Genomic DNA, 23802 nt, shown 5'->3' with positions numbered 1-23802 from the left:
TTATTCCCCATTACCCACAAAAATTACTAAAACCTTGAACTTTGCAGATGCATGGACAGATTATAAATCCGCTTTTTATAACTACCGAATAACAAATTCAGCAGAATAAAAAATTATAAAATTTAGAAGCTGTTTTGAGAAGCTGTTTTGAATTTCTCCAAAAAGTTTTTCTTGGCTTGATGTATCCGTTTTCGTGTGTGCTTTGGGCGATTTTTTGGTCCTTTCCGCTACTGTTCTTCGTCAGATAGCCCGCTATCTTCCCCATCACAGAAGCGAAAATGCCTCAAAAACTCATCCCAAATCATCGCACGATAAATTCAAAACAGCTTCTTACTACTAATATTCATAAGAAGCTCCAGTTTGTGTTACATGAATAACTCCACTCATCACAGTTCTTCCATCTTCTGATTTCAAAGTCAATTTAATATCTAGAGTACCACTTAAATATGGCAGCCCTTCTGCAAAACCATCTCTTAATTCTTTAAGCAATTCTCTAAAAATATAAGTTGCCTCTTCCGTTTCATAGCCTCTCATATTTGTGTCAATAGATGCCAATCCAGATTTAATATTATTTAGCTCTGCAGCAGTCAATCCCCCTCCGGACACATCAAATTCAATATAAAAATTATTAATGCCAGATACAGGGCTATCATCGTCATCACTACAGCTAAACATACAAACACTCGTTACTAACATGAGTAACACCATTGATAAATACTTCATTGCTTTCATATTCTTTTATGTTTTTAAATTACTTCAACAAAGGTAAAGTAAATATAAAACATTAACGGTAAACTAGCGATGCAGGATTGACACAGCTGTGATGCAAATATTGCAACAAAATTCAAGGTCAATCTGTATTTTCTTCTGAATCAGACAAATGTATATCCGCAGACAATTCGGAAAAGAAATCACGATTCAAAATAAGCGAAATTCGAGCAAGCAAATGCGTATCAATACTTTCTTTTTGAAATAAACGGTAGACATTGGAACGGTCACAAGCTAATTTACGTGCAAACCAACTGACACTACGCTCTTGTTTTTCTAATTCTTCTTTAATCAGACTGCCTATAGACTTCATACCTCTACAAATCAGGTCCTCCAGTTCACAAAGACCACCATCACCCCTGAAGCGTGAACTGCAATGCTACCTCGTCTTTGAATGAAAATCTTAAGAAACCCATGCGAACAGATGTAATAGCAGTAGCCCACGCTATAGCATGAGAACCACTATGCTACCCTTGTTCGCATTGAAAATTTTCTAAATCTTCATTCGCAAGAGATAAGCATAACGCCTCTTATTTTTTTAATGTGTCTTGTATGTCTGAGACAAATGAAGTGTCCGATGCAAAAGTAACAAAAAATCTATTCAAAACACTCTTTTCTTCGATTTTTATATTTCACCTGCTAATAAATTAATAAAATCATTAGAGCCTGTTTAAATTTTCCAATAAAGTAATATTCTATCAGGTTCTTAAAAAGCACCATTTCTTTGCTTATAAAAAAGATGTTTTATTAGTTTCTGTTTATCAATCATTTCAAACAACAAAGGCACAGAGATATCATTTTTGAATAACATCTCTGTGCCTCCGTGTCTCTGTATGCGAACGACTTATTTCCGCTTCATCTTCTGCATCATCCCTGCCATCTTGTTGCTTGTCACCATCTTCATCATCTTGCGGGTCTGGTCGAATTGCTTCAAGAGGCGGTTCACTTCCTGAATGCTGGTACCGCTACCTTTGGCAATACGATTGCGGCGGCTTCCGTTCAATATCTCGGGACGGGTACGTTCTTCGGGAGTCATCGAATAGATAATCGCCTCAATGCTCTTGAATGCATTGTCATCGATGTCGATATCCTTGATGGCCTTGCCTACCCCCGGTATCATCGAAGCCAGTTCCTTCAAGTTACCCATTTTCTTGATTTGATGAATCTGACTCAAGAAATCATTGAAGTCGAACTGGTTCTTCTGGATTTTCTTCTGCAAGCGTTTGGCTTCTTCCTCATCGTATTGTTCCTGCGCACGCTCAACCAACGAGACAATGTCACCCATACCCAGAATACGGTCTGCCATACGTGCCGGATGGAACAAATCAACCGCATCCAGTTTCTCGCCTGTACCTACAAACAGAATCGGCTTATTGACCACCGTACGGATAGACAATGCCGCACCGCCGCGGGTATCGCCATCCAGCTTGGTCAATACAACACCGGTAAAGTCGAGACGCTCGTTAAATTCACGCGCCGTATTTACCGCATCCTGTCCGGTCATCGCATCCACCACAAAGAGCGTCGCATCCGGAGTAATCGCATTCTTAATGGTTTCGATTTCGTTCATCATCTGCTCGTCAACCGCCAAACGGCCCGCCGTATCGACAATGACCAAATCATACCCTTTTGCCTTAGCTTCCTGAATGGCGTTCTTCGCAATCTGTACCGGATCCTTGCTTTCAGGCTCGCTATATACAGGCACCTCTACTTGCGTACCCAACACCTTCAACTGCTCAATCGCAGCCGGACGATATACGTCGCACGCCACAAGCAACGGCTTACGGTTCTTCTTCGTCTTGAACATCCGCGCCAACTTGCCCGAGAACGTAGTCTTACCCGAACCTTGCAGGCCCGACATCAGGATAACCGCCGGACGGCCCTTCAAATCCAGTTCGATGGTATCGCCTCCCATCAGCTTCGCCAGCTCATCGTGGACAATCTTCACCATCAACTGGCTCGGCTTGACCGCCGTCAGCACGTTCTGTCCCATGGCCTTCTCTTTCACCGTATCGGTAAAGTTCTTTGCCACCTTATAGTTTACGTCGGCATCGAGCAAAGCACGACGCACGTCCTTCAACGTTTCCGCTACATTGATTTCGGTGATTTTACCTTCACCTTTTAATATCTTGAACGAACGCTCAAGCCTTTCACTTAAATTATCGAACATAGTATGTTATTGGTTATAGTTTATCTATAATGTCATGGAACACAGAGGCACGGAGGCACAGAGTTTTTATTTTTTCATTTTTTAGAGTATTCTTATAAAAAGACTCTGTGTCTTTGTGTCTCTGTGTTCCATTCAAAAACGCGGTTGCAAAAGTAGTAAAAAACTTGCAGAGCATCAAATCTTTTTGTTCTGCCATTTCGCTTTTTTCAAATAAAGCAAGCTAAACGCCAACATCAGGGCATAGTAAATCACCTCTGTCGTGAAACAAATCTCTACCGGAGCCTGGATAATCATGCCGACCACAATGATATAGAGGGCATAAAACACCTGCACGCCGATTTCGAGGACCAATGCCGCCTGCGTGTTTCCCGTACCGGAAATGCCATTGAAATACACATTGGAAAGCGCCGAAATCAGCATGGCGAAACACACCACATACAAGGCACGGATGGATTCCCGCACCAGCTCCGGCTCGTTCGTATATACCGAAAGAATGGCATGAGGGAATATCACGCACAACGCGGCACAAACCACCATGATATAAAACGACATACGGGCGATGCGGTGAAGCAGATGCATCACCTTCGATACCCCACCCGAACCGATAAGGTTGCTGACCAAGGTATTTGCCGTAGTAGAAAGCGACTGCACCGGAATAAAAAGCACAATATAGACGCTCCGCACAATATTGGCAATGGCAAGCTGGCGCTCGCCCAACCGTTCCAACGCCATGAAGAACACGAACCAGATAGCCATGGAAAGGAAATACTGTACCATCGTGAAACAGGAAATATGCAGAATGCGCACCACCATGTTCCAATCGAACCGCCCGAAACGGTGCAAGGCATACTTACGGAGATCCACTTTCGCATAAGTATATATAAGGTAAAAGGCCAGCGAAGACGCCTCGGCTATCACAGATGCCAGCGCGGCTCCGCGCACCCCCATTTCGGGGAATCCCCATTTGCCGAACACCAATACATAATCGAGCACGACATTAACGACCGCCATCACTACGGCACTCATCGTAAGCACCTTGGTCTGCGTGATGCCGATATACAACGCGCGGAACATCACGTTGACAAAAGCAAAGAGGAAGCCCCAAATGCGCCACGTAAAGAACTCGTACGTAGCATGATAGATATTATCGGACGTAATCAACAGGCGTATCAACGGCTCGGCAAACCCGTACATCAGCCCCAATAGCACCACCGCCATGGCGAAGCTGAAGGCGGAACCTTGCCACATAATCGGGCCGATAGCATGGTAATTCCCCTCGCCGTTACGCCGCGCGATAAGTATCTGCGAGCCCACACTGAACCCGAAAGCTACCGTATAAATGCAGATATACAGCAGTCCGCCCATAGCCGAAGCCCCCAAAGCCACTTCGCTCACGTGCCCTAAGAAAGCGGTATCGGTCACGTTGATGACATTCTGTGCCAGCAATCCCAAGAAAATGGGATAAGTCACGTTCCATATTTCTTTGTTCGAGTACATAACAGGTTGTTTGATGATATATTCTTTTCAAAAAGCGTACAAAGATACATCTTTTATGTGTACCTTCCTAATCCTCCCCCACATCTGCCTGCAATTGCCTTTCCAACTATCTGCATTTGTCCGCGCAAGTATATGCAATCGCCTGCGCACTTATACTTCTTTTATATTCCATGGGCTGGAATGTATATTCCATGGGCTGGAACATACATTCCATGGGCTGGAACATACATTCCACGGCGTGGAATATAAAATGAAACAAGCTGAGAAAAGAAACATACCCCTTCGTTCCAAGGAATATCCGGCACATATATCATAAAACTGTTCCCGAAGATTTTGGACTCACTGGATATAAAATCTGAGTTACCTTACGACTTCTTAAGATAAATCATTATCTTTGCAGATAGCGTTAATCTATCATCGCATACTTTGTAATATGAATGAAATACGGGGCAGACAGTTAGGAAAGAACGGAAAAGCCGTTTCATGTTGGCGTTCCAATACGGCTAACCCCTCATTGGAGATGTTGATGAAGATGACTGAATATGTTGATTCTATAGATTTTATTATTTTACGTAAATAACAATGGGGACAAACTTCTTCACAAATGAGAAAGAAAATACCCTTCTTGAAAAAATAGAAGGTGTATTCAAATATAAAAAAGTACATTTCTTTGATGCATTGGTCGGATATTTCCGTGCATCAGGATATTTCCGTATAAGGAAGTTTATACAACAAACTCCCCACATTCGTATATTGGTTGGCATCAATGTAGATAAGCTGACTTATCAGGCTAATCAACAGGGTTTGCTTTTTAATCCTAACAGAGAGCAATCGCAAGAGGAGTTTTTTAATGAAATAAAAAAGAATATCCAAGAAGCTAAGTATGATAAAGAAGTAGAGGATGGGATGTATCAATTTATAGAAGATATTGTATCTGGCAGGATTGAAATGCGCATTCATCCTAAGCAAAACATACATGCTAAAATCTATATTTTCCGCGAAAAAGTATATCATCCACATGGTTATGGATCGGTTATCACAGGATCAAGCAACTTGACAGAAGCAGGTCTTGAAAAAAACTTTGAGTTTAATGTAGAGCTAAGATATGATGATGATATTCAGTTTGCTACAGAAACATTTGAAAGATTATGGGCTGAATCGGTTGAGATTGATATTTCTCATATCGAAAAGATTAAGACGGAATCCTATTTGAACACCGATTTTACACCATACGAAGTTTATTTGAAATTTCTATTGGAATACTTTGGCAAAAGTATAGATTTTGACCCAAACTCTGTGTCAGACTTACCTAAAGGATATAAGAAATTATCTTATCAGATTGATGCTGTAAATGATGGCTATTCCAAAATGATGAAACACAATGGATTCTTTCTTTCCGATGTAGTCGGATTGGGGAAAACCATTGTTTCAGCTCTCATTGCCAAGAAATTTTTCTTTGCCAACGGATTCCCAATGCATCGCTCTCATACATTGATTATTGTTCCGCCGGCTCTTAAAGAAGGCTGGGAAAGAACAATGACTGAGTTTAAGCTGGACAATTATAAGATTATCACAAACGGAAGCCTACATAAGTTAAAGAATCCGTCACTTTATGATTTGGTTATCGTTGATGAAGCCCATAAATTCAGAAGCGATACAGCCTCCATGTATAATGAGTTACAGAAATTATGCAAAACCAAAACATTGCATGCCGACGGGAGTCTGCATGACAAGAAAGTGATACTTGTATCTGCAACTCCGTTGAATAATAAACCGGAAGATATTGCCAACTTGGTTTACCTGTTTCAGGATTCCAAAGACAGTACGTTGGAAGAAGGCAATCTACAGCGCTTTTTCCGTGAGCAAATCGACAAATACAGGAAAGCAAAAGACCTGAAAGATATAGAATTAATCTCTAAGGAAGTAAAAGCAATCTACGAAAAGATTCGCGTTAAGGTAGTGGAGCCATTGACTGTGCGTCGCACCCGTACAGACTTAATGGAAAATGAGGCTTACCGAAAAGACTTGGAAAAGCAGAATGTTCATTTTCCGGATGTAAAAGCTCCGCATAAGATTTATTATCAGCTTGATACAGAATTGGAGGAATTGTATGATAAAACTATCAGATATTTAAAAGGGAAAGAAAAAGGCACGTTGAAATACTATCGCTATCAAGCCATAAAGTATTTGCTTCCTCCTAAAAAAGATAAATATAAGAAAGCAGACTTGATTTCTATTCAGTTGGCAGGTATCATGAAAACATTACTCGTCAAGCGAATAGACAGCAGTTTCTATGCATTTAAACAATCTCTAAAAAGATACTATCAGGCTAATAAAGTAATGCTTGATATGTTTGAAAAAGGAGTGATATACATTGCTCCTAACTTAAAAGTCAATGAATTGTTAAGCGAAGGACGGGAAGATGAACTCATCCGACAGATAGAAGAGGCACAATACACCGATCCGACTATTGAGGTCTGTACCCCTGAAGATTTTGAAACAATCTTTATAGATGGATTGAAACAAGACGGACAAATATTAAAAGAATTAGTAGAGGCATGGGATAAGGTAACTTACGACCCCAAACTGGATATCTTTATCAATGAATATATGAAAGGTAAACTGTTTGATAAATCCATTAATCAAGAAGGAAAACTTGTCATCTTTTCAGAGAGTAAAGAAACTACCCAATATTTGTCTGATGCGTTAAGAGCAAACGGGTTCAATCGCGTCTTGACCGTTCAGAGTGATAACCGGAACGATAAAATGCCTGCTCTTGAAGCTAACTTCGATGCCAACTACAAAGGCGAGAAAAAGAATGATTATAATATAGTCATCTCGACTGAGGTCTTGGCAGAAGGAGTTAATTTGCATCGCGCTAATGTCATTGTCAATTACGATACACCTTGGAACTCTACAAGGCTGATGCAGCGTATCGGTCGTGTAAACCGTATTGGAAGTACTGCAAAAGAAGTGCATATCTTTAACTTCTTCCCAACAGCCAAAGTCAATAATGATATTGAATTGGAGAAAAAAGCAAAGATGAAACTGTTTGCTTTCCATGCAGCCTTGGGCGAAGACAGCCAAATTTATTCCACAGATGAGAGTCCTGAAAGTTTTGGATTGTTTGACAAGAATGTGGATGAGGAAAGGGATGAAAAGCTACGCTATCTGATGTGGTTAAGACAACTGAAAGAAGAGAATCCCGATTTGATAAAGCGGATAAACAAGATGCCTTTAAGAGCGCGTGTAGGCAGAAAGAGCAAACTTATTCCGATGAGTACCATTGTTTTCATTCGTAATAAAAGAAGAGATGCATTTACTTTTATTCGTGAAGACGGCAGCATCGAAGAACTGACTTTTTTAGAAGCGGTAAAAGAATTTGAAGCAAGAATAGAAGAGAAGGCAATCCCCTTGCATGACAAACATCATGAGCAAGTGGCAAAAGCGATAGAAGTATTCTCAGAAAAAGAAGAAGAGGCAAAAGCTGTTACTAAGAAAGTAGTTACCAATCAAGGTCCCAATGAGAAAAAAGCGTTGTCTTATCTTGACGGGTTTGTGCATGTTCCTAACATCACCGATGAAGAGGTCGATTTAATAGAAAAAGCTAAGCGTGCCATTTCAACAGGAAAATTCCAACAGTTGCAACGAGACATTAATAAATTACAAAATGCAGCCAAGAAAGCACCTGTGAAAACAGTCGTATTATTAGAACGACTAATGAAAATAATAACTTCTTATCCGCTTGAACATGTCGAGTTGAATAACTTTGAGGCGCAAGCGATAAGCAAAGAACGATATGTGAAAGAATTAATACCGGAAATTATTATCTCCGAAAGTTTTAATCTTTAATCTGTATAAGAATGACATCAGTTGAATTAAGAAATAAGTTATCTGCCAAGTTTGATTTCGAGCAGTGGATTGGCATCTTAAGAGAAATGTTTCCTAAAGTTGAAATCTTTTCTCATATAAACCAAGTATCTCATACGTTGGTTAAGAGTGGTGGACAAGTAGGTAGTATTCGTTTAGATGACGGACGCTCTTTGGCTATTTACACATTTGAGGTTTCGGACAAGGTGCTTATTAATCGCAACCGCAAAGGCTTGCGCGACATCGCAGCACAAACTATTGACCAATCTATCATTCATGGAGTTTTAGCTTTTTATCATTCGAAGGATGTTGCGGACTACCGGTTAACTTATATAGCCAAACAATCTTCTTTCAACGAAAACGGAGAATTAATAAAATCCGAGACTGCCCCTAAAAGATATACTTTCCTATTGGGAGAGAACGAACCGTGCAGAACAGCTTCCAACCGTCTGTATGAACTTATCACAAAAAAGAAAAAAGGTTCCGTCTATTTGGCTGATGTAACGGAAGCTTTTTCTGTAGAACGTCTTAATAAAGATTTCTTTGCAGGATATAAAGCACAATATTCCAATTTTCTTAAGCTACTTGCTGACACCAAACAAAATCGGGATTATGTCAAGAAGCTGCTTGGGCGTTTGGTCTTTTTACAATTCCTCCAGAAGAAGGGTTGGATGGGCGTCCCCGCCTCTCGTTCAGATTGGGAAGGTGGAGATAAAAACTACCTCAGTCGTTTGATTGAACATTATGAAGGGAATGACCGCATATTAAGCGATGTTCTCGAAGTCTTGTTTTTTAATACGTTGAATGAAAAACGGGAAGGGGATATTGCTGATACTCGTTTGGGTGAGAATATCAAAATCCCATACCTCAACGGTGGTCTGTTCGAGAAAGACAGCATAGACAAACTGGATATAGATTTTCCATACTCTTATTTTAAGGAACTAATGGATTTCTTTTCCATGTATAATTTTACTATAGATGAAAACGATCCGGATGATAGCGAGGTGGGTATTGACCCCGAGATGTTGGGACATATCTTTGAGAATCTTTTGGAAGACAACAAAGATAAAGGAGCGTTTTATACACCGAAGGAAATTGTGCAGTATATGTGCCGCCAAAGTGTCATTCAATATTTAAAAACTCATGAACTAAATGAGCAATATGCAGAACCGATAGAGCGATTGATAAATGATGGAATTGTAATGCCAATACTTCAAACAAAAACTGTGGCTTCTCGATTAATGCAATTACTCAAAGATGTGAAAGTGTGTGATCCTGCAATTGGTTCAGGTGCTTTTCCTATGGGTATTCTTTACGTTTTGTATTATGCTATTCATCATTTGCAATCACATGCAGAACCTAATAAGAGTTTTGATTCGACACAAACTAAACTAGATATTATCCAGAATAACATCTTTGGTGTCGATATAGAGCAAGGTGCTGTAGATATTGCACGATTGCGCTTTTGGCTAGCACTGGTAGTAGATGAAGTTTCACCTCAGCCACTGCCAAATTTAGATTATAAAATAATGTGTGGCAACTCATTGTTAAACCGATATGATATAGATGAATCTTTAGAAGCAATCTTTGATTTCTATAATGAAACTTGTGATGCAAAAGACCAATTATCACTTGAAAGATATAAGCAATTAGTAGTAAATTACGCTACTACTTCCAGCCATATCACAAAACAACATTTGAAAGAAACCATTGATTGCATAAAAAGGGTGTTTCGTTCAGAATTAACCGATAGAGAGCGTTCTAAATTAAGAAAACTGAAAAGTAAAATCATTGATTTGGATTCCCCCTCACTTTTCGAACGTACCGAACAAGAAAAAAAAGGTCTTGTAAAGCTTAAAGCTAAACTGAAAGAGCTTGAAAAAGAACAGACAACGATAGAAAGTAATAAATTGTATAAGGATTCATTTGAATGGAGATTCGAGTTTCCGCAGCTTTTAAATAAAGAGGGAGAATTTATAGGTTTTGACATAATTATAGGTAATCCTCCTTACGGAGCATCATTCTCTACTGCAGAAAAGAATGTACTGAAAGCCCGTTATTCAGATGTACACATGCGTACACCCGAAAGCTATTGTTATTTCATTTCCTTAGCTTTTAGATTGGCAAGAAATACTGGGGTAGTGTCTTATATCGTTCCTAATAACATGTTCTTTCAAAACGAAAACGAAAAAACACGCTCTTTGCTGTTATTCAGGCATCAGTTGGTTCGTGCTATAAATTTAGGAGATAATACTTTTGAAAATGCAGATGTACCTACATGCATTTTCGTATCGAAAGTGCAACATAAAGAAATATATGATATTGCCTATTCTGATTATAGGATGTGTAATATTCATGATATAGAATGGGATAAAAATATAGAAAGCACGTCATCCACTTTAATCCAATCAGTCCCAGCTTATGTAGTAGGTTTATCTAATGAGGATATTAGAATATTAGGGACAATAAGAGAACAAGGAGTTTCTATTGATTCTATCGCAGAAGAAATGGCAAGTGGTATATCAACTGGAGGAGATAAAATTTTTAAAATTAATCGATCCGTTATTGATAAATTTCACATAGAAGAAAGTATAATTCGTAACATTCTTGTTGGAGGTGATATTGACTCCTATTCTATTAGTTATAAATATGAATATTTGATTTATACGACCCGTGAAACCAATATACAGGATTATCCTTTTGCTGAAACCTATTTAGGAACTTACAAGGACAAATTGATGCAAAGAAGTGAATCAAGAAAAGGCATTCTACCATGGTATGCTCTTGGTCGTAATAGATATCCATTATTATTCGAAGAGCCTAAAATAATTATGCGCCAGACTTCGGATTCAATACGGTGTGTGTATGACGAAAAAGGATTTTATGTACTAAATAGCATATTGGTTTTTAAGAAGAATACAAGCGAATATACCTACAAATATCTTTCAACTGTACTAAACTCAACATTGACTGATTACCTATACAAAAAGCTAACGCAAGAAGAAGGGAGAACATTTGCAGAAGTGAAACCTGCAAACGTAAGAAAATTGTATATACCTAAAGCGACTCAAGAAGAACAAAATATATTATCTATACTTTATGATTATATGGCTGTCCTTAAAGGAAATAATATGCCACAGCCTATTTCCTCTATGAATGTTCTATTTATAGATCTTTTTGAGAGAATTATAGACGGATGCATCTACGAATTATTTTTCAGAGAACACATGAAAGAAAGGGGCATAGATATTATGACTTATCTCCCTTCATTTCTTAAACCTATAAAAGATCTCAAGGAAGATGATGTAATTAATACAATCATAGCAGTACACAGTAGCATATTTATGACAGATAATCCAATAAGAACACGCTTAAAACTTTTTGTTTCACGTAGTCCTGAGATTTTGAAACCGATAATACAACATTAATATGGCAGCAATATCAAAAATAAGAATAGACGGCTTTAAAGCCTTTCCAAAAGAATTTGAATTAGTTCTTAATGGGAAAAATCTACTCATGTACGGTGAAAATGGAAGTGGAAAATCTTCTATTTACTATGCGTTACATGCCCTTTTACAAAGTCAATATCATGATAAAGGAGCAATCTACTTTGATAAAAACTCTCCAGAAAGTATAGTAAACAAAGATACCACAACTGCGGAACCATATATAGAGATTGAACTCGAAGGAAGCGAGACAAAATATCGTTTGTCAAAAAAAGGATATGAAGAATTTCCGCATCAACCAATATCTCCATTAAGAGATATGAATGCAGAATGTGTTTTCATCAATCACAAGTTTCTGTTTCGGACTTTTAGTTTTCGTAATTCAGAATACATTGATTTGTTCCCTGTGTTCATCAAAGATATATTACCATTTGTATTAACACGTGATAATGCTGAATACATTGGAAATATTTATGATGATGTAATGAAAGGCATTCGGTTTTACAGAAATAATCAGTTAGAAGATTCATATAAAAAAAGAATAGATAAATTCAATATAGAAACACAGTATGTAGTTAATTTAATAAACAAAAATGCATCAGTAATATATAATGAAAATTTCCGAAATAATGATGAGCGTAAACTAAGGCTAACATTAGAATTTGATAATAACCTTGATGAAGTTCCATCACCAGATAAATCATATTGGTTAAGATGCGATTATCGGTATAGACATATTAATGTCGCTGGTGCTTGGGAACAAAAAAATATCGGTTTAGATATTCTACAACCGTCAATTATTCTTAAAGTTGAAGAAGACATAGAGGGCACATATAAGCCAATTAAAAAGCCACAAACGTATTTTAATGAAGCTAAACTAACAGCTATAGCGTTATCAGTTCGTTTTTCTCTGCTAGATATCATATCAGCTTCTAATGGTAGATTTATGGCACTAGATGACATGCTTATTAGTCTTGATATGAGTAATCGCATGAAGGTTATTAAATATCTATTTGGCGTGGCTGCTCCGAAATATCGATTATATGTGTTTACTCATGATAGGCTTTTGTTTACTTCGTTTAAGAAATATATTTGTTTGAATAAATTGCAAGACAACTGGGTTTGTGGTGGCATTTATATGCATGATAGAGATAATTCTATAGACTTTAAGAAATGTAATCCTTATCCTGTTTTCATAGAAGAGAAAGATGCAGAATTGGAAGCAAGAGAATATTATATAATGCATGATTATCCCGCTTGTGGACAGAGACTAAGAAAATGGTGTGAAGGCATATTGAGTAAATTATATCCAGATTCATTGTTAAAGATGAAAGATACTAGAACTGGTAAAACTGTGGATACGTCTTTAAATGATAGAATAATGAGCTTGAATGATTATTGCAAAAAAGAATCTATTGATTTTAAGGAATTTAATAATTTAAAACTATATAAGGACAATATACTTAATTCAGTTTCTCATTACGATGTATCTTCTCCAATATATGGTAATGAAATTTTATCTATAATGAAGATATTGTCAAAACTGGAACAAATAGTAAATGGGAAGAAATCAATTAAAATTAATCGCGAATTGGGTATAGAATTAATAGCAGACGATGGACGTCCCATAACAATCTGTATAGATATGAGAAGCCGAAATCTTAATATAGTTGAATATAATGGAATTAAGAGAATATCATATTATACAAAATGTGTGGTTTATAAAATAATAGACGCAGGTAAACATATTAATGTAAATCCAGAAGAATCTTATGATTCTATATATGATGCATATACACAATACTGTGACAAATACAGAGCAGATTCTACAATAAATCTTTTGGATATACTCAAAGATCATGGTCGTTTCATCAAAGATGACCTCTAAATCTTATAAAACGAAAATGTTATGATTCTTGAATCCCAAAACATAGAGTTCAAAGAATCTTGGCGTGACGAATACCAGAAATGGATTTGTGGCTTTGCCAATGCACAAGGTGGTACGCTGTATATAGGACTGCGCGATAATGGTGAAGTGTGCGGTGTACAGGATGCCAAGAAGTTGATGGAGGACATCCCGAACAAGGTGCGCGACATGATGGGTATCTTGGTGGAAGTCAATCTGAGAGAAAAGGACAAAAAGCAATATCTGGAGATTGTGACGGATGCTTATCCTTATCCTATTAGCTTTCGTGGGAAGTATTACCAGCGAAGCGGTGCAACCAATCAGGAACTGAAAGGGGCTGCACTCGACCGTTTCATGCTTCGCAAGCAGGGCAAGACTTGGGACGGTGTGCCTGTACCTTATCTGAAAACGAAAGACTTGGATAACGCCACATTCGATTTGTTCCGCAAGTATGCCAAGCGGAGTGGACGCATGGAGGATGCGGACTTGATGGACGACAATCACGGATTGTTGGAGAAACTGCGGCTCTATGAAGGCAATTATCTAAAACGCGCTGCCGCTTTGTTGTTCCATCCCGACCCGGAACAATACGTAACCGGAGCGTTTGTAAAGGTCGGCTTCTTCCGTGAAGGCATGGATTTGGTATATCAAGATGAAGTGCATGGTAATCTGTTCCAGCAAATTGTGAAGCTGATGGACTTACTGTGTACCAAATATATGAAAGCAATCATTACCTACGAGGGCATCCAACGGATAGAGACATTGCCGATACCTCGTGAGGCTTTGCGTGAGGCGTTATTAAATGCCTGCATCAACAAAGACTACGCAGAACATTCTCCCATTCAAATCCGCGTGTATGAAAACAAATTGGAGATAATAAATGGTGGAGTATTACCTGAAGGATGGACGGTGGAAACCTTATTGTCTTCTCATCGGAGTATGCCTTATAACCCAGATATTGCCAACACATTCTTCCGTGCAGGTGAGATTGAGGCATGGGGACGCGGCATTGAGCGTATCATAATGGCTTGTAAGAATGATGGTTTCTCTACGCCGGAGTTCCGCTATGACGCTTCAGGTATATGGACAACTTTTAAGTTTGAGTACCCGGAAAGGGCAACTATACAGAGCGGCCAGAAAACTACCCAAAAGACTACCCAAAAGACTACCCAAAAGGCCATACAAAATATGACGGAACAACAACAAGCTATACTGTCATTCTTAAAAGGACATCCGGAAGCGACCCGAAAAGAGATAAGCGAAAGCCTTTCTAACATTACAGAGGATGGTGTAAAGTACAATCTTTCCCGCCTTCAAGAGCTTGGCTTACTGAAACGTGTAGGAGGCAGGAAACAAGGATATTGGCAAATTATAGAATAAAGGATTATGGACGATTTGGAAGAATTTGAAAGCTGGCACGAGGATTTGATGGCATGGGAACGCTTTCAAGACGAGCTTGAAAGAATCAAGGGAGAAAATACCTACGATGACTTGTACGACTTTGAGGATAAAAGCTTATCCTTACAGCAGGAAACCTCCACGCAACCTGACGCAGAACGCCGCAACAATCCGGCGGAGCAATAGCGGGAGACGACATTACTTACGAACTCATACCCTGCCTTTTTTAAAACAAAATAACAAAGAGGCAGAAAATAATCGGGTGAAATACATGTCGGATAGTTTTTTTTCTTAACTTTGCGGTGCATCTGAAAAAGCAAACACTTTAAACAAAAAATATTGAGACTATGATGACTATTGACAAATTCAACTTTGCCGGAAAGAAGGCAATCGTCCGCGTGGACTTCAATGTACCTTTGGACGAAAATGGTAAGATTACCGATGACACTCGTATCCGTGGCGCTCTGCCTACCTTGAAGAAAATCTTGGCTGACGGCGGTGCCTTGATTATCATGTCGCACATGGGCAAGCCCAAAGGCAAAGTAAACGCCAAATATTCGTTGAGCCAGATTGTTGATGCTGTATCAGCAGCTCTGGGCACTCCGGTTCAGTTCGCTCCCGACTGCGCCAAAGCACAGGATGCAGCCGCAGCCTTGAAACCGGGCGAAGTATTGTTGCTGGAAAACCTCCGCTTCTATCCCGAAGAAGAAGGCAAACCCGTAGGCATCGAAAAAGAAGACCCTGCTTACGAAGCCGCTAAGAAAGAAATGAAGGCACGCCAGAAAGACTTCGCCAAGACATTGGCTTCGTATGCAGACTGCTACGTGATGGACGCATTCGGTACGGCTCACCGCAAACACGCTTCTACAGCCGTTATCGCCGACTATTTCGATGCAGACCACAAGATGCTGGGCTACCTGATGGAAAAAGAAGTGAAAGCCGTTGATAACGTATTGAAAGACATCAAACGCCCGTTCACCGCTATCATGGGTGGTTCGAAAGTTTCTACCAAAATCGGTATCATCGAAAACCTGATGGATAAGGTAGACAACCTGATTCTGTGCGGCGGTATGACATTTACTTTCGCTAAGGCTCAAGGCGGCAAGATCGGTAAGTCTATCTGCGAAGATGACAAGCTCGACCTGGCTCTCGACATCATCAAGAAAGCAAAAGAAAAAGGTGTAAACCTGGTATTGGGTACCGACTGTATCGCAGCTGATGACTTCAAGAACGATGCCAACACACAAGTTTGCCCGGCTAACGATATCCCCGAAGGTTGGGAAGGCTTGGATGCAGGTCCCGAAAGCCGCAAGGCATTCAGAGACGCTATCGTAAATGCCAAGACTATCCTGTGGAACGGTCCTGCCGGCGTATTCGAATTCGATAACTTCACAGGCGGTTCGAAAGCCATTGCAGAAGCCATTGCAGAAGCTACCAAGAACGGCGCGTTCTCATTGATTGGCGGTGGCGACTCTGTAGCCTGCATCAACAAGTTCGGCATGGCAGACCAGGTATCTTACATCTCTACCGGTGGCGGTGCATTGCTGGAAGCCATCGAAGGCAAAGTATTGCCGGGTGTAGCTGCTATCTGTGGCGAATAATGGTAAGAATATAAAAATAACACTTATATTATAGAATTGTCATCCTGAGCAAAGCGAAGGATCTCACATCCACAGATGTACACGAGATTCTTCACTTCGTTCAGAATGACAATTTTTTACTTTTTTCATGGCAGGCATCTATCTACACATCCCCTTCTGCAAACGGCGGTGCATCTATTGCGATTTCTTTTCGACGACCCAAAGCGGACAGACAGACCGATACATCGAAGCATTATGCGCTGAACTGGAACAACGGAAAGATTATCTTGAAGATGAAGAAATCGAGACCGTCTACATGGGCGGAGGAACACCTTCACAATTGCAGGAGAAACATTTCGAAGCACTGTTCGACACCCTATATCATCATTACAGCATCCGCCCCGATGCCGAAATCACCATCGAAGCCAATCCGGACGATTTACACCCCACCTATATCCGGATGCTCCGGCACTTCCCCTTCAACCGCCTGAGCATGGGAATACAGACATTCAACGATGCCACCCTGTCTGTCCTGCAACGCCGGCACAATGCCCGACAAGCCTTGGAGGCATTCTGGAACTGCCGGGAAGCTGGTTTCGGAAATATCAGCATCGACCTGATGTACGGATTGCCGGGAGAAACACTCGCCACATGGCAAGCCGACCTAAAGCAAGCCGTCACCCTGCATCCCGAACACATCTCTGCCTACCACCTGATTTACGAAGAAGGAACACCCCTCTGGAAACTCCGCGAACAGCATCGGGTAAACGAAATAGACGAAGACTTGAGCGTAAACCTATTCTCCGAACTGATTCATACACTGAAAAACGCCGGATACGAACATTATGAGATATCCAACTTCTGCCTGCCCGACAAATATTCACGCCATAACTCCAGCTATTGGACAGGCAAAACATACCTAGGATGCGGAGCTTCTGCCCATTCATATAACGGCACGTCACGCCAATGGAACATCGCATCGCTTGAAAAATACATAACAGGCATCGAAAACCATAAGCCTGATTTTGAAAAAGAAGAGCTCGACCTCTACACCCGCTACAACGATTTTATCATTACCAGCCTGCGCACCATGTGGGGCATGTCCCTGACCAGGCTCAAGACCGGTTTCGGAGAAAAACTATACGATTATTGTATCCACCTTGCCACACCCCATTTACAACAACATACCCTGCAACAGACCAATGGCTTCCTGAAACTTACCGGACAAGGTATTTTCATATCCGACGGAATCATGAGCGACCTGCTTTGGGTAGAAGATTGAAACAAGACTATGCTACTTGAAATCCCATTTGAAGACTTGAAGTATTAATACATTAGCGGTTTCCTCCCTAAAGCACTGATTAATTATAAAAAACGACTTATGAAATTGCAATTATTCATATTATTTATCGCATTAAACAGCATCTTATTTGCTCAAACTGAAACTGAACATTTTATCTTCCAACCGGCAAAAGGAGGAGGAACTCTTATTACACCTAAAGAAAAAACGAATGAAATTTTGAAAAAAGGAGAAGCTACTTTAGATTGGTTAGGCTACGATAAAGAAATACCATGGCATAAAGATGTTTATGTCAAACCTTTTCAAGAAATGATTAATCAACACATATTCTCCTCAACACGAATGAAAGAATTGGAAAAGAATGCCAACATACGTATATGTCCCTACTTTGATGAAAGTGGAATAATCAAATATGTCGAATTTTGGCTTCCTACTAATGTCACCACTTCATTAACCGACAAAGAACTATATGCTATCTATCAAGCATATATGGGGATAAAATATGACATATCCTTTTGCAAAGCATATAACGATAAAGGAATTGTAACTCAATTTTATTGTTCTGATTTCTTTGAGATTCCATTTGAAGATTTGAAGTATTAACCAGCCTCCTTGCTCCGTTCATTTACCGCCGGAAAACAAAAACGATTATAACACCCAAAGGATTATCAAATTACATAAAAAGCAAAACAATGAAAAACTTATTCACGACATTGCTCCTGCTAATAGGATGTACCACCAGTTTAACAGCTCAAACAGATACAAAGCATTTTACTTGCCAAATTTCAGAAACAGGAAGCACTTATTTCTTTCCCAAACAAGAAACTAACGAAATATTAAAAAAAGGTGAAGGGCTATTAGACTTAAGTGCCTATCATGGAAATCTGAATTGGCACCAAGACAACGAAGTAAAACCATTTCAAGAATTAATAAACAACAGGACTTTTACAAAACAACGAATGCAAGAATTGGAAAAAGGAGAGAATATCCGTATCAAATCATATTTTGATGAAACTGGAATTGTAAAATACGTATGTTTTTGGCTTCCTAAAGGGAAAAAGACCTTGCTAACAGATGAAGAAATGTATGCTATTTATAAACAATATAAAGGTGTTAAGTATGACATTTCAAAAGCCAAAGTAATCAAAACAGAAACAGGATTAAAAAACCGATTTTATGTACCTATCCTATTTGGAATTCCATTTGTGGACTTGAAGTATTAATACTTTGCGCGGTATGAAATTGTGCATTTTAATGAAACATAACTATTCACCACAGAGTACCACAGAAAAAACAAAAGACTCTGTGTACCTCTGTGGTGAGAAAATGCACAAATCTATACCGCATATAGTATACAACAACATACTTTACAACAGACCGGCGATTTCCTGAAGCTTACCGAACAAGGTATTTTCATATCCGACAGCATCATGAGCGACCTGCTTTGGGTGGACGATTGAACAAGATTAGCCCCCTCTGGAAGAAATTTTCGTAAAAGAGGTTGCATAGTTTCACTTTTTTACCTATTTTTGGCAAAACGTTTAAAAATGTAAGTCATTATGAGCAATAAACAGAAAAGATTCATCTTACCCGAAGACGAAATACCACGCTTCTGGTATAACATTCAGGCAGATATGATAAACAAACCGCTGCCTCCCTTAAACCCTGCTACCAAAGAACCGCTCAAACCCGAAGACCTTTACCCTATCTTCGCCAAAGAACTTTGCCAGCAGGAATTGAACCAAACAGATACATGGATCGAGATACCCGATGAAGTGCGCGACATGTACAAATACTACCGGAGCACCCCGCTGGTACGTGCATACGGACTGGAAAAAGCATTAGACACCCCTGCCCACATTTATTTCAAGAATGAAAGTGTCAGCCCAATCGGCTCGCACAAGCTGAATTCGGCACTGGCACAAGCCTATTATTGCAAAAAAGAAGGAGTAAGCAATATCACAACCGAAACAGGAGCCGGACAATGGGGAGCAGCCCTGTCGTATGCAGCCAACGTATTCGGACTGGAAGCTGCCGTATATCAAGTAAAAATCAGCTACGAGCAGAAACCATACCGGCGCAGCATCATGCAGACTTTCGGCGCACAGGTGACTCCTTCACCTTCCATGTCAACCCGCGCAGGAAAAGACATCCTGACCAAATACCCTAACCACCAAGGTTCACTGGGTACAGCTATTTCTGAAGCAGTAGAACTGGCACGCACGACACCTAACTGCAAATATACTTTAGGCTCTGTATTAAGCCATGTCACCCTCCATCAGACCATCATCGGACTGGAGGCCGAAAAGCAAATGGAAATGGCAGGCGAATATCCCGATGCCATCATCGCCTGCTTCGGCGGAGGTTCCAACTTCGGCGGCATCGCTTTCCCGTTCATGCGGCACACCATCCTGGAAGGAAAGAAAACCCGATACATTGCAGCCGAACCGGCATCATGCCCAAAACTGACACGAGGCAAATTCGAATACGACTATGGAGACGAAGCCGGATATACCCCGCTGCTTCCGATGTACACATTGGGACACAATTTTACCCCTGCCAACATCCATGCCGGAGGCTTGCGTTATCACGGAGCTGGTGTCATCGTATCGCAGCTGATAAAAGACAACCTCATGGAAGCCGTCGACATCCAACAATTGGATTCGTTCAAAGCCGGCTGCCTTTTCGCCAAAGTAGAAGGCATCATCCCGGCACCGGAATCATGCCACGCCATCGCTGCCACCATTAATGAAGCATTGAAATGCAAAGAAAGCGGCGAAGAGAAAGTGCTTCTTTTCAACCTCTCCGGACACGGCTTGATCGACATGAGCGCTTACGACCAATACTTGGCAGGCAATCTCACCAATTATAGCCTGAGCGATGAGGAAATAAACAAGAGCCTGGCAGAAGTGAATGAACTGAATAAATAATGTGGGAATATAGGAATGTGCTAATGCGGGAATAAACCTCCTATGCATTAGCACATTTTTTTATCCGCGCATATAAATGAATGCCTTCAACCAACTGAGAAGCTGTTTTGAATTTCTCCAAAAAGTTTTTCTTGGCTTGATGTGTTCGTTTTCGTGTGTGCTTTGGGCGATTTTTTGGTTCTTTCCGCTTCTGTTCTTCGTCAGATAGCCCGCTATCTTCCTCATCACAGAAGCGAAAATGCCTCAAAAACTCATCCCAAATCAGCGCACGATAAATTCAAAACAGCTTCTGAAACCATGATGCGCTAACCGAAGATATATTACCTTGCCGTTTCAGTTATCTCCTCAAGCCATAGCAGTTATCTGATATTGCCCATGAAGCATATCTTCGTTCTGCAAACATAGGTACTTAATGGCAAAATGTGGGCTTTTATCAAAAAAAACACCGCAAACGCTTGCAAATTCAAAAATAATGCGTACCTTTGCACCCGTGTTCGAGAAACACCTTCTCAACACGACAAAGGATGGCCCGTTCGTCTATCGGTTAGGACGCAAGATTTTCATTCTTGAAAGGGGAGTTCGATTCTCCCACGGGCTACTTCCAAAAACGACATCTGCCAAGGCAGAAAAGAAAGATGGCCCGTTCGTCTATCGGTTAGGACGCAAGATTTTCATTCTTGAAAGGGGAGTTCGATTCTCCCACGGGCTACCTAAGAAGGGTTATCTGAGAAATCGGGTAACTCTTTTTTTATTCAGGAAAAATTTCACTACCTTTGCCGGAAAGCATATATAAATAAGGAGAAGGAGATACCCACATGAGTACCAAAAGCATCAATGCGGAACTGTTCCGCCAGTTGAGTTACATCGCCGATGATGAAAACTGCATGAAGAAAGCATTGGACTATATCAGGAAACTTGCTATCCAAAAGGAGAAAGCACAGCCCCTTACCGCTACTGATACATTGGCAGAAGACATTGTGCCCTATCGCACGAAAGAAGAACTGAAAGAAGGATTCAATCAAGCTTGCCAAGAAGCAAAGCAATATAAAGATGGAAAATTGCAACTACAAACATGGGAAGAAGTATATCATGAACTATAATGTAAAACCGACTCCCTATTTCCTAAAAGAACTCAAACGCCTCAGCAAACGTTACCGGTCTTTAAAAGAAGACGTAAATCTGCTTGTTGCTTCATTACATGAGAATCCATTTCAAGGAACTGATCTAGGTAAAGGACTACACAAAATCAGAATGTCTATTACTTCGAAAGGGAAAGGTAAAAGCGGTGGGGCAAGAGTCATTACACTGACCTTACTTGTTACATCAGATAAAGCAGATATATTGCTGCTCACATTATACGACAAATCCGAATGTGAAAACCTGACCGATGCCGAATTGAAAGCCATCCTTGCACAAAACGGACTCTGAAACACCTATACGACTTATGCATCAAGAAAACATACAAACACTGTACCAAACATATACCGGACATCTCCCCGAAGACATCGAACCATTGGCTGGCGCAGGCTCTAACCGCAATTATTACCGCCTGAAAGGAAACCCGCAACTGATAGGCGTATACGGCACATCGGAAGCTGAGAACCGTGCTTTCTTGTACATGGCACAACACTTCGAGGCAAAAGGGTTGCCCGTTCCGCACGTTTATGCCCAAACCGATGACGCTATGGCTTACCTGCAAGAAGACTTGGGAGACACCTCATTGTTTCAAGCCATTAAGCAAGGAAGGAATACAGGCATATTCAACGAAACTGAAAAAACTTTATTGAAACAAACCATCCGCCTACTTCCACGCATACAATTCGAAGGAGCGGAAGACATGGATTTCTCCGTCTGCTACCCGCAAGCTGAATTCAACCGGCGCAGCATCCTGTGGGACTTGAATTATTTCAAATATTGCTTCCTAAAAGCCACGGGCATTGACTTTCAGGAAAATTTACTGGAAGACGATTTCGAAAACATGACGCAAGTATTGCTTGCCGATACGTTCTCCACCTTCATGTACCGCGACTTCCAAAGCCGTAATGTGATGATAAGGGAAGGGAAACCTTACTTCATCGACTTTCAGGGCGGACGGAAAGGACCCGTTTATTACGATGTGGCTTCTTTCCTATGGCAAGCCAAAGCCCGATTTCCGCAAGAACTACGAAATGAACTGATACATGAATATCTGGAGGTACTTCAAGCTTATTGCCCTCTATCCGAATCTCATTTCAAAGAACAATTAAGGCAATTCGTCCTCTTCCGCACCTTACAAGTATTGGGTGCCTACGGATTCCGTGGTTACTTCGAACAGAAGCCACACTTCCTGCAAAGCATCCCGTATGCCATCGGAAACCTGGACCAATTATTGGAAGAGGATTTTCCGGCATATCCTTACCTATGCAAAGTGCTGAAACAATTAACCAGGCTTCCCGTATATGCCACCGAACTGAACAAGCGCAAGCTTACGGTGCGGGTCATGAGCTTTTCCTATAAGAAAGGGATTCCGGAAGACCCGTCCGGAAACGGAGGCGGATATGTATTCGATTGCCGTGCCATCCACAATCCGGGCAAATACGATGCCTACAAGCAACTGACCGGACGCGATGAGCCGGTTATCCGGTTCCTGGAAGAAGACGGAGAGATACTGACCTTCTTAGAACACGTATACGCACTGGCCGACGCCCATGTGCAACGCTTTCTGGAAAGAGGTTTTACCCACCTGAGCATCTGTTTCGGATGTACAGGCGGACAACACCGCTCGGTTTATGCAGCCGAACATGTGGCACAGCATATCCACGAAAAATTCGGAGCAAACGTAGAAGTGAACCACCGCGAACAAAATATCACTTACAAATACTAAGTAAGTATACAAAATAAATGATACTATTCGAAACACAGATTTTCGCGGATTAACGCAGATTAAGGACAGATAAA

The 23802-nt window shown here is 40.5% G+C and carries 18 protein-coding genes and 2 tRNA genes; 16 read left to right on the top strand and 4 right to left on the bottom strand.

What is annotated here, in order from left to right; genetic code table 11:
* Nucleotides 1-336 precede the first annotated feature (336 nt).
* The 4 genes from BACSA_RS00220 to BACSA_RS00205 form a co-directional block, all read right to left on the bottom strand.
* On the bottom strand, nt 337-732 hold the full coding sequence (locus BACSA_RS00220; RefSeq protein ID WP_013616119.1) for a hypothetical protein: 396 nt from the start codon (nt 730-732) through the stop codon (nt 337-339).
* A 118-nt stretch (nt 733-850) separates the two neighbouring features.
* On the bottom strand, nt 851-1081 hold the full coding sequence (locus BACSA_RS19045) for a hypothetical protein (RefSeq protein ID WP_013616118.1): 231 nt from the start codon (nt 1079-1081) through the stop codon (nt 851-853).
* A 531-nt stretch (nt 1082-1612) separates the two neighbouring features.
* Nucleotides 1613-2938 carry a signal recognition particle protein gene (ffh, locus tag BACSA_RS00215; protein ID WP_013616117.1) on the bottom strand — a complete coding sequence of 442 codons (1326 nt, stop codon included), beginning with the start codon at nt 2936-2938 and terminating at the stop codon, nt 1613-1615.
* 174 nt (nt 2939-3112) lie between these two features.
* Nucleotides 3113-4435, bottom strand: a complete 1323-nt coding sequence (locus tag BACSA_RS00205; RefSeq protein ID WP_013616115.1) for an MATE family efflux transporter — start codon at nt 4433-4435, stop codon at nt 3113-3115.
* A 55-nt stretch (nt 4436-4490) separates the two neighbouring features.
* On the opposite strand from BACSA_RS00205, the gene BACSA_RS19690 reads away from it, so the two are divergent.
* The 16 genes from BACSA_RS19690 (at nt 4491) to BACSA_RS00125 (ending at nt 23728) form a co-directional block, all read left to right on the top strand.
* The gene (locus BACSA_RS19690; protein WP_144005160.1) at nt 4491-4751 is read left to right on the top strand and encodes a hypothetical protein; all 261 of its coding nucleotides are present in this window, start codon (nt 4491-4493) and stop codon (nt 4749-4751) included.
* A gap of 266 nt (nt 4752-5017) precedes the next feature.
* The gene (locus BACSA_RS00195) at nt 5018-8287 is read left to right on the top strand and encodes a helicase-related protein (protein WP_013616113.1); all 3270 of its coding nucleotides are present in this window, start codon (nt 5018-5020) and stop codon (nt 8285-8287) included.
* Between the two features lie 11 nt (nt 8288-8298).
* Entirely contained in the window at nt 8299-11733 is a 3435-nt protein-coding gene (locus BACSA_RS00190; RefSeq protein ID WP_013616112.1) for an Eco57I restriction-modification methylase domain-containing protein, read from the top strand.
* A 1-nt stretch (nt 11734) separates the two neighbouring features.
* Nucleotides 11735-13639, top strand: a complete 1905-nt coding sequence (locus BACSA_RS00185) for an AAA family ATPase (protein WP_013616111.1) — start codon at nt 11735-11737, stop codon at nt 13637-13639.
* A 21-nt stretch (nt 13640-13660) separates the two neighbouring features.
* Nucleotides 13661-15037: an ATP-binding protein gene (locus tag BACSA_RS00180; RefSeq protein ID WP_013616110.1), complete on the top strand. Its 1377-nt coding sequence runs from the start codon at nt 13661-13663 to the stop codon at nt 15035-15037.
* Between the two features lie 6 nt (nt 15038-15043).
* Nucleotides 15044-15241: a hypothetical protein gene (locus tag BACSA_RS00175; RefSeq protein ID WP_013616109.1), complete on the top strand. Its 198-nt coding sequence runs from the start codon at nt 15044-15046 to the stop codon at nt 15239-15241.
* A 161-nt stretch (nt 15242-15402) separates the two neighbouring features.
* Nucleotides 15403-16656, top strand: coding sequence for a phosphoglycerate kinase (locus tag BACSA_RS00170; protein WP_013616108.1), 1254 nt, complete (start codon nt 15403-15405; stop codon nt 16654-16656).
* 127 nt (nt 16657-16783) lie between these two features.
* Nucleotides 16784-17917, top strand: a complete 1134-nt coding sequence (gene hemW, locus BACSA_RS00165; protein WP_013616107.1) for a radical SAM family heme chaperone HemW — start codon at nt 16784-16786, stop codon at nt 17915-17917.
* 99 nt (nt 17918-18016) lie between these two features.
* The gene (locus BACSA_RS00160; RefSeq protein ID WP_013616106.1) at nt 18017-18538 is read left to right on the top strand and encodes a hypothetical protein; all 522 of its coding nucleotides are present in this window, start codon (nt 18017-18019) and stop codon (nt 18536-18538) included.
* 89 nt (nt 18539-18627) lie between these two features.
* A complete protein-coding gene (locus BACSA_RS00155) occupies nt 18628-19158 on the top strand; it encodes a hypothetical protein (protein WP_013616105.1) in 531 nt (176 codons plus the stop codon).
* 336 nt (nt 19159-19494) lie between these two features.
* Nucleotides 19495-20865, top strand: coding sequence for a TrpB-like pyridoxal phosphate-dependent enzyme (locus tag BACSA_RS00150; protein ID WP_013616104.1), 1371 nt, complete (start codon nt 19495-19497; stop codon nt 20863-20865).
* Between the two features lie 526 nt (nt 20866-21391).
* A tRNA-Glu gene (locus BACSA_RS00145) sits at nt 21392-21463 on the top strand.
* Nucleotides 21464-21502: 39 nt separating this feature from the next.
* Nucleotides 21503-21574 (top strand) — tRNA-Glu (locus BACSA_RS00140).
* 106 nt (nt 21575-21680) lie between these two features.
* A complete protein-coding gene (locus BACSA_RS00135) occupies nt 21681-21965 on the top strand; it encodes a hypothetical protein (protein ID WP_013616103.1) in 285 nt (94 codons plus the stop codon).
* The gene (locus BACSA_RS00130; RefSeq protein ID WP_013616102.1) at nt 21955-22293 is read left to right on the top strand and encodes a type II toxin-antitoxin system RelE/ParE family toxin; all 339 of its coding nucleotides are present in this window, start codon (nt 21955-21957) and stop codon (nt 22291-22293) included. Before BACSA_RS00135 ends, BACSA_RS00130 begins: the two co-directional genes overlap by 11 nt.
* Nucleotides 22294-22309: 16 nt before the next feature.
* Nucleotides 22310-23728 (top strand): RapZ C-terminal domain-containing protein, encoded by a 1419-nt coding sequence (locus tag BACSA_RS00125; protein WP_013616101.1) that lies wholly within the window; start codon nt 22310-22312, stop codon nt 23726-23728.
* The last annotated feature ends 74 nt before the right edge of the window (nt 23729-23802 follow it).

It is taken from the genome of Phocaeicola salanitronis DSM 18170, assembly GCF_000190575.1.
In the GTDB taxonomy this organism is placed as follows: Bacteria; Bacteroidota; Bacteroidia; order Bacteroidales; family Bacteroidaceae; genus Phocaeicola; species Phocaeicola salanitronis.
This window is presented reverse-complemented; position numbering and strand designations above follow the sequence as displayed.